Annotated in this window: 8 protein-coding genes; 3 read left to right on the top strand and 5 right to left on the bottom strand. The window is 70.9% G+C overall.

From position 1 onward, the window contains the following. On the top strand, positions 1-148 hold a 148-nt coding region (locus tag ABZ444_RS42085; protein ID WP_358009586.1), incomplete at its 5' end, for an RICIN domain-containing protein. Between the two features lie 106 nt (positions 149-254). On the opposite strand, the gene ABZ444_RS42080 is transcribed toward ABZ444_RS42085, so the two are convergent. The 4 genes from ABZ444_RS42080 to ABZ444_RS42065 all read right to left on the bottom strand — a co-directional run bounded on the left by ABZ444_RS42080 (position 255) and on the right by ABZ444_RS42065 (position 4,678). Continuing rightward, positions 255-1,112, bottom strand: coding sequence for an oxygenase MpaB family protein (locus tag ABZ444_RS42080; RefSeq protein ID WP_358009583.1), 858 nt, complete (start codon positions 1,110-1,112; stop codon positions 255-257). Positions 1,113-1,188: 76 nt separating this feature from the next. Then, a complete protein-coding gene (locus ABZ444_RS42075; protein ID WP_358009581.1) occupies positions 1,189-2,145 on the bottom strand; it encodes a zinc-binding dehydrogenase in 957 nt (318 codons plus the stop codon). Between the two features lie 84 nt (positions 2,146-2,229). Then, the gene (locus ABZ444_RS42070) at positions 2,230-3,108 is read right to left on the bottom strand and encodes a hypothetical protein (RefSeq protein ID WP_358009579.1); all 879 of its coding nucleotides are present in this window, start codon (positions 3,106-3,108) and stop codon (positions 2,230-2,232) included. Positions 3,109-3,238: 130 nt separating this feature from the next. Beyond that, positions 3,239-4,678 carry an acetyl-CoA synthetase gene (locus tag ABZ444_RS42065; RefSeq protein WP_358009577.1) on the bottom strand — a complete coding sequence of 480 codons (1,440 nt, stop codon included), beginning with the start codon at positions 4,676-4,678 and terminating at the stop codon, positions 3,239-3,241. A 283-nt stretch (positions 4,679-4,961) separates the two neighbouring features. On the opposite strand from ABZ444_RS42065, the gene ABZ444_RS42060 reads away from it, so the two are divergent. Further along, positions 4,962-6,083 (top strand): serine protease, encoded by a 1,122-nt coding sequence (locus ABZ444_RS42060; protein WP_358009576.1) that lies wholly within the window; start codon positions 4,962-4,964, stop codon positions 6,081-6,083. Between the two features lie 105 nt (positions 6,084-6,188). On the opposite strand, the gene ABZ444_RS42055 is transcribed toward ABZ444_RS42060, so the two are convergent. Then, complete coding sequence (locus ABZ444_RS42055; protein WP_357984979.1) at positions 6,189-6,431, bottom strand: SSI family serine proteinase inhibitor; 243 nt, start codon at positions 6,429-6,431, stop codon at positions 6,189-6,191. Positions 6,432-6,777: 346 nt separating this feature from the next. On the opposite strand from ABZ444_RS42055, the gene ABZ444_RS42050 reads away from it, so the two are divergent. Beyond that, entirely contained in the window at positions 6,778-7,875 is a 1,098-nt protein-coding gene (locus ABZ444_RS42050; RefSeq protein WP_358009574.1) for a hypothetical protein, read from the top strand. Positions 7,876-7,965 lie beyond the last annotated feature (90 nt).

The following is a 7,965-nucleotide window of genomic DNA, read 5'->3' as shown; positions in this document are numbered from 1 at the left end:
CGAGGCGGGCGTCTACCGGCTCATCGCCAAGCACTCAGGCAAGGTGCTGGCAGTCGCGAACGCCTCCACCGACCCGGGCGCGCGCGTGGTGCAGTTCGAACCAGGTCATGACGAGAACGAACTCTGGCTGCTCAAGGCCGTTCCCTAGCCAGAGCCTGTACGGAGCTCGGATCTCCAGGCCGGCCGGAGACTTCTGGTCGGCCTTCCGCTGGAATGACTGCCTTGATCCGGCGTCGGCGCGGACAGGCGCGACCCTACGCCGAGCGCAATGAGCGTTGCGGGCGTCCGTGGCCGCGGGCCGCTCTGCGGGCGTGGTAGGCGACCGGCATGTAGCGCAACCGCTCGGGCAGGCGCGCGGTCAGCATCGCCACGGCGTGCCCGAGGTGCCGCAGCCGCCGCTCGTCCCGGGCCGTCCAGCGCAGGCCGAGCTTCCTGCGCGCGGCCGGCGGCAGGGTGCCGACGGTAACGAAGTGGTTGAACTCCCCCGAACCCAGCCCCACCGGCGTCCACAGGCGGCGTAGCGGCCTCGGCAGGCCGGGCGGGGCGGGCGTGCCGCGCATGACGGCGAGCACCTCCAGCGCCGTCGGGTGCGGCTCCAGCCGTTCGGCGACCATCGTGTCGAAGTAGCGCCAGAACGCCTCCAGATCCGCCGGCATCTCCCGCTCCGGCACCTGGAGGATCGCGCCGAGCTGCCGCGACTCGTCGTACATGCGGCGCTGCTGCTCCTCGGTGTAGGGGGTGCCGAAGTAGCGGTTGAGCGTGACGAAACGCTCGAACAGCGACAGGTGCACCCAGGCCCACGCCTCGCCGTTCAGGGCGTGGTAGGCGCGGCCGTGCTCGTCCCGGCCGCTGATGGAGCGGTGCAGCTCGCGCAGCCGCCGTCCCTCGGCCAGGCCGCCCTCGCCGCCGTAGACCCACTTCTGGACGGAGGCGAGCGTGCGGTTGAGCCGCCCCCACGGGTCGTCCTTGTACGTCGAGTGCTCCGCCACGGCCGCGCCGACCGCCGGATGCATGGTCTGGAGGACCAGCGCGCTGCCGGCCACGAGCAGGTTGCGGTATTCGCCCGCGGTGTCCCAGTGCATCGAACCCGGGCCGAACGGCTCAACGTTCATGGTGAACGCCTCCAGGGTGATACGACGTCATTCTTCCTGTATCACCCAGAAGGCGGACAAGTAACCCTTCACTTATTCAGCTGGTGAAGACGACTTTCCCGAAGATCTCCCCCTCGGCCATGGCCGCGAAGCCGTCCCGGGCCTCGGTCATCGGCAGCGTCCGGTCGATCATCGGCCGCACGCCCGTCTGCTCCAGGAACACCGCCAGCCGCTGGAGCTGGTCGCGGGTGCCCATGGTGGTGCCGACCACGGAGAGCTGCAGGAAGAAGACGCGGTTGAGGTCGGCGGGCGGGACCGCGCCGCTGGTGGCCCCGGAGACCACGATGCGGCCGCCCGGCCTGAGCGACTTGAGCGAATGGTCCCAGGTGGCCTGGCCGACGGTCTCCATGACCGCGTCCACCCGCTCGGGCAGCCGCGCGCCCGTCTCGAAGACCTGGTCGGCGCCGAGCTCGCGGGCCCGCTCGCGCTTGTCCTCCGACCGGCTGGTCGCCCAGACCCGGAAGCCGCCCGCGCGACCGAGCGCGATCAGCGCGGTGGCGACGCCGCCGCCGGCGCCCTGCACCAGCACGGTCGAGCCCGGTTCGAGCCCGGCCTTGTCGAACAGCATGCGGTACGCGGTCAGCCAGGCCGTGGGCAGGCAGGCGGCCTCCTCGAAGCTGAGCGCGGCCGGCTTGGGCACGAGGTTGCGCCGCGGCACGGCCACCCGCTCGGCGAACGTCCCGTCGTGCACCTCCGACAGCAGCGAGCGCCCGGGGTCGAGCGTCTCGTCCGCGCCCGTGCCGATGACGGCGTGCACGATGACGTCGTTGCCGTCCTCGTCCACGCCGGAGGCGTCGCAGCCGAGCACGATCGGCAGGCGGTCCTGCCTGATGCCCACGCCCTTGAGCGTCCACAGGTCGTGGTGGTTGAGGGCGGCGGCGCGTACCGAGACGGTCGTCCAGCCGTCGGGCGCCTTCGGGTCGGGGTGCTCACCGAGCGTCAGCCCGGCGAGCGGATTGTCGGGATCGGTCTGTGTGGCGGTTACGGCGAACATGGCCGCACCCTACTAACCGACCCGCCACCACCCCCGACACCGCCCCGCCCGACCGAGCCACCACCTCGCGGTGTCCGGCCGGGGTCAGCCCTTGACCGTCACCCGGATCCCGGCGAGGGCACGGCGTCTGAACTCCTCGGGGCCGGCGACGGCGACCTCCACGTCCCCCCGGCACGTCCACTCGCCCGGACGCCCGCGCCCCTCGATCACCTTCGGCAGCCGGGCCTTCCTGACGCAGTCGGGCGTGGGCGCCAGCACCACCATCTCCCGCACTCCCCCGCCGAACCACAGCTGCGGCCCGGCCGGCCCCTCCTGGGTCATGGCCCCCGGACGGGCCAGCCGCACCGACCCTTCGCCCGACAGCACCAGGTAGCCGTCCCGGGTCACCTTCCCGTGCAGCTGCCGCGCCAGCGCCGTGCGCTGCTCGAAGGTCAGCCCCTCGCCCCTGTCCTGCATCGCCACCCGCCAGCGTCCGAACGCGAAGAGCAGCACCTGCCCACTGCCCCCGCCGGGCTGGGGCGGCCACAGGGTGACGCCGGGGCCGTAGCTCCTGATCGGCCGGCCGCCGCCGGTCACCTCGGCGACCCCGTTGTACGGCACGCTGAACTGCCGGAACCGCCCGTCGACCCACGCCCCCTGGAACGGCCGCACCCCCAGCTCGTTGAGGTCGAGGTCGGCCGGGTAGCGCACCTCGGCCTTCAGCCCGTCGGGGAAGACGACGTCGATGATCTCGTCGTGGCCCTTGGTCCTGGCCGGGATGCGCAGGGTGTTGGGGCCGTTCTCGATCCTGGTCAGGGACCGGATGGGCGTGGTGGCGGACGGCGAGGGCGGCTCCTGCCGCGGGTCGCGGCTGAGCAGCAGGCTGACGGCCGGGATCACCAGCAGAGCCAGCACCGCCGCGAGCCCGATCCACCGGCGGCGGCCGCGCCCCCCTGCCTCGATGACGTCGAACTGGTCGGACACGACGTGCCTCGCCGGGTTAGTGCGGGTTGCGCCCTTCACTCCCAGTTCAGTTGAGCGACATCCACCCGCGCAAGCCCTCGAACCCGGCGAAGTCCCCGTACGAGGTCACAACTTCACAACCTCGCCGGGATCACCAGGTGGCCACGTTGGGTCCGTCGCCCGCGACCAGGCCGACGCGCTGCCCCACGAGCTCCCGGGACATGGCGTCGGCCAGCAGCTCCGGCTCCAGCACGTGCGCGTGCGCCCGCCCGCCGGCCGGCAGGTCGACGACGAGGATGCCCTTGTCCGGCTCGCCGTCCGGGCCGTGCGCGACCGTGTAGCCGGCCACGGTGGCGGGCCCGGCGTACGAGCCCACCACGGGCACCCCGGCCGCCGTGAACACCGGGACGGCGTCCCCCGGCGGCCCTCCCGGCTCGCTGGACCACACCGCGTACGTGTGCTTCGTCAGGTGCATCCCCACGCCGGTCACCAGCCCGTGGCCCGACTGCGTGCGCAGCAGCGCGGCCATCGTGGCCGTCGAGTGCAGCACGTAGTCGCTGGCCGGGCCGCCGGCGTACGGCAGGCCGCCGGTGACCGTCAGGCCGCGCCGGTCGTACGGGTCGAGCCCGATCGCGTCGCACGCCTGCCGCAGCGCGACCGCGAAGCAGCTGTACAGGTCGAGGGCGTCCATGTCGGCCAGGCCGAGCCCGGCGCGCCGGAAGGCGGCCTCGGCGGCGGCCCCGATCGCCTGCGACGAGCCGAGCGCGGGCCGCGCCGCCACCTCCCAGGTGTCCTCGGCGTACGCCCAGCCGCGCAGGTAGACCCGCCGCTCGTCCGGCACCCCCAGCCGGTCGGCCAGCTCCGCGCAGGCCAGGACGACGGCCGCCGCCTGGTCGACCTCCATGACCGCCACGGTGTTCCTGGTGTACGGCCAGCCGACGAACCGGTTGCCCTTCACCAGCTCCTCGGGCGTGCGCACGGCCCGCCGCCACGCATGCGGGTTGGCCGCGGCCACCTTCGTCATCGGCGCCATCATCCGGCCCCGGTCGAGCATCTCCTCCTCGACCGTCATGCCGGCCGCCGCCCGCCGCGCGGTCTCCATGATCGCGTACGTGTGCACGGGCAGGAACAGATCGTGCGCCAGCTCGGCGGGGTGCGGGGGCCGTTCCCAGCCGTAGGGCGGCTTGGGATCGGCGGCGTGGCTCCACGGCACGTGCTCGCCCGCCCGACGGTAGACCCGCCGGGTGGCCAGCGCCTCGGCCCCGGCGATCAGCGCGCAGTCCAGGTCGCCCGCCGCGATGCGGGCCGCGGCCTCGCCGATGAGGAGCTGCGGAGCCGTACCGCTGACCTTGGAGTAGGCGGTGTGGCGCGGCGTGGCGCCCAGGCGCTCGGCCAGCCGCCCGGTCGGCGAGTCGTACTGCCAGGAGTCGGTGTGGACGATCTGGATCGAGTCGAGCCGCCCGGCGGGCAGCCGGGCGTCGTCGGCCGCCTCGCGGGCGACCGATTCCCACAGATCGAGCGGTTCCGGGCCGGGCTGTTCGCGAACGGTGCGTTGCGCGATGCCGATGAGACAGGGGGTGCGTGGATCCATACGGACATCTAACCAGAACAACATTCGGTTGATAAGCGGTGGCGCTTGATAATCAGCGTTACCACTGTTGCAGCAGACTCGTTCGCACCCTTCTGACCTGCGGAGATGCTTTTTCGGAAGACATGTGCTTTTGCTATTTCCATAACGAATCGGAACCAGGGCCGACCTTTTCGCGTCGCTTTCTGGCTGACGGGTTGCGCCATTCATTAGCGTGCTCAACGTTTTCCTGGCCCACCGGGGCGCAGCACCCCGCTCTGGGCCGCCGAGAACCGAGAGGAGTTCCATGTATTCCCGAGCAAGGCGCATCACGATCACCCTCGCCGTGCTGGTGGCCGCCGCTCTGGCCGCCGGCACGACCACCGGCGCCGCGGCCGAGGCGACCTCGGCCCCCGACGTCGTGTCCAGGAACGCGGCGACCCCCGCGGAGCAGGCCGTGCAGTTCTGGACGCCCGACCGCATCAAGCTCGCCACCGACTACGACGGCGCGCTCGACGTGTCGTCCAGGGGCGTCAAGGGCGGCAACCAGACCCCCGACGGCCCGCCCGGATCGGTCCCGCCGATCGGCGGGGAGAAGGCCAAGGCCGGCAAGAGCAGGCAGGTCAACCTGCCCAACACGGTCGGCCGGGTGTTCTTCACGCTGCCCCGGACCGACCCGCGCAACCCGAAGAACTGGCGGTACTGCTCGGCCAGCTCCGTACAGGGCAAGTACCGCAATCTGGTGGCGACCTCCGCCCACTGTGTCTACGACCCCCAGAAGAACACCTTCTACGACAACTGGATCTTCATCCCGTCGTACTGGGACGGCGACAACGTGTGGGAGGGCAAGGCGCCGTACGGCATCTACGCCGCCAGAACGTTCAACGCGCACGACGACTTCGTGGTGAAGGAGGACTACGACTTCGACTACGCGTTCGTCAACGTCTACAACGGCATCAAGGTGAGCTGGGAGAAGACCGGCAACCGGTGGCGCTGGACCGTCAAGAACGTCGGCCGGCTCGGTGACAACGTCGGCGGCCAGGGCTTCACCTGGAACCGCAGCACGAAGCTGGACGTGTTCTCCTTCGGCTACCCGGCCGGCGGGCACCCCGACGGCGACAAGCCGTACACCGGGCGCACCATGAAGTGGTGCTACGGCAGGACGGCCCCGATGCCCGAGGCCAAGAAGTACAACCTGCAGGAGCAGATCGGCTTCAGGTGCTCCCTCACCGCCGGCGCCAGCGGCGGCCCGTTCATCTACGACTACCGGAACTCCGCACGCACCGGCTACCTGGTCGGCGTGAACAGCGTCGCGTGGGACACCGACGGCAACGACCGCTACGACCACATCTCCTCGCCGTACTTCAACACCGACACCTACGACGTCTACAAGGCCGCCGCCAACCGCTGGACCGGCAACATGCCGTGATCCGGCCCGGCAGTCGAGGCCCCGGATCCTCCTCGGCGGGATCCGGGGCCTTCCCGGTCCGTACGCCGCCCTCGGCGTTTCGGACGTGCGCTTCGGACCCGCGCCTCAGACGCGGAAGACCGGGCCCGTGGCGACGGCGAGGGCGCAGGCGTTGGGGAAGGTCTGGGAGTAGCGGTAGCGGTCGCCGTCCCAGACCCCCTCCGCCCGTACGTCCACCGGCTGGTAGTCGGCGGTGCAGGAGACCCCCGTACGGCCGCTCAGACGGGCCGGGTTCCCGCCCACCTGTTCGAGAGCGGCACAGGCCGCGACCTGCCCCGGCGCGACCCGGCCCGGGGTGCACTCCAGCACGCCCTGCCGATCTCCGACGCTGATCCGGAAAAGCCTTTGGTCCTTCTGCGACGTCCGGACATCGGGCGGTCCGGTCGTGGCGTTCGCCACTGGAGCGGCGGCGAATGCGGCGCAGGAAAGCGCGGCGATGCAGAGAATTCGGTGCATAGGCGCAGCCTCTACCAGCCCGCTGACCTGGGGCAACGACCGACACGCGTGATCATTTACGCGTATCGGGAGGGACTGGCTGATGGTGTCCTTATCGCACACAGTGCACTCTTGATCAGGTAACGAATCTCTATCCGGGCTGCAATACAGGCAGTTGATCTGGAAAAATCCACCCTTACGACCCTAAGAAAGGCATTTCATGATCTCCCGGGCCAGGCAACTGGCGGCGGCCGCCCTGGGCGGCGCGCTGCTGTTGCTGCCTGCCTTCACGGGGATCGCGAACGCCGCGCCCACGAGCAGAGTCTTCGGCGTCACGCTGGCCAAGACCGCCGCCGACATGAAGAAGGTCGCCGACTACTGGCGTCCCGACCAGCTCAAGCAGGCCGACAGCTACAGCCCCGCCACGCCGGGCGCGCAGGCGGCCCCGACGTCCTCGGCGGGCGCCGCCTCCGGGCCCGCCTCGCCCGTGACGACGGTGCGGCGGACGTCGGCGACGCAGGGCACGGCGCCCGTGCCGCCCAGGCAGGGCGGCGCCGGCAAGACCATGGGCAAGGTCTTCTTCAAGTTCGGCGCCAAGCAGTACTGGTGCTCGGCCAGCGCGGTCGCCGCCCGGAACCGCAGCGTCGTGGCCACGGCCGGCCACTGCGCGTACGACTCCCGCCAGGCCAAGGCCGCCGAATACTGGATCTTCGTCCCCAACCCCGGACCCAACGGCGAGACGCCCGACGGGATCTACGTGGGCGCCGCGCTCAGCATGCACGAGGACTGGTCCGGCAAGGGCGACTACGACTTCGACTACGCGTTCGTGACCGTCCACCGCGGGTTCGTCTGGGAGCAGGCCAAGGACGGCACGTACACGATGAAGGACGTCGGCCGGCTCCAGGACAACGTGGGCGGCCAGGGGCTGGAGATCAGCAGGAAGCCGGCGACCGCCACCATGACGGCGTTCGGCTTCCCGGCCGGCGTGCAGCCCGACGGAACGCGTCCGTTCGACGGCAAGACGCTGCGGACGTGCCAGGGCAGCGTCACGTACTGGACCGTGGCTCCCGCGCTCGACCTGCAGAAGGGCGTCCGACTCCAGCCGTGCGCCTTCAGCCCCGGCGCCAGCGGCGGCCCCTGGCTGGTCGACTACGACGCGGCCCGCGGGCTCGGCAACCTGAACGGCGTCAACAGCCTGACCTGGAACAGGGACGCCAAGGGCGCCTACGACGCGGTGTCGTCGCCGTACTTCGACACGACCACCGCGGAGGTCTACCGCCGCGCCGCCGCGCTCACCACACCGGGAAATGTGACGTAAGTCACATGCAACCAGGTGATCACGCGACGTGATCAGCTGATCCATTGATCTCGGTACGGTAACGGAGCCGCATGAGAGCACTGACATGAT

The sequence above is a fragment of the Nonomuraea sp. NPDC005730 genome, from assembly GCF_040630865.1.
Taxonomy (GTDB): Bacteria; Actinomycetota; Actinomycetes; order Streptosporangiales; family Streptosporangiaceae; genus Nonomuraea.
Note: the sequence above shows the minus strand (reverse complement) of the source record. Positions and strands in the feature narration are given on the sequence as shown.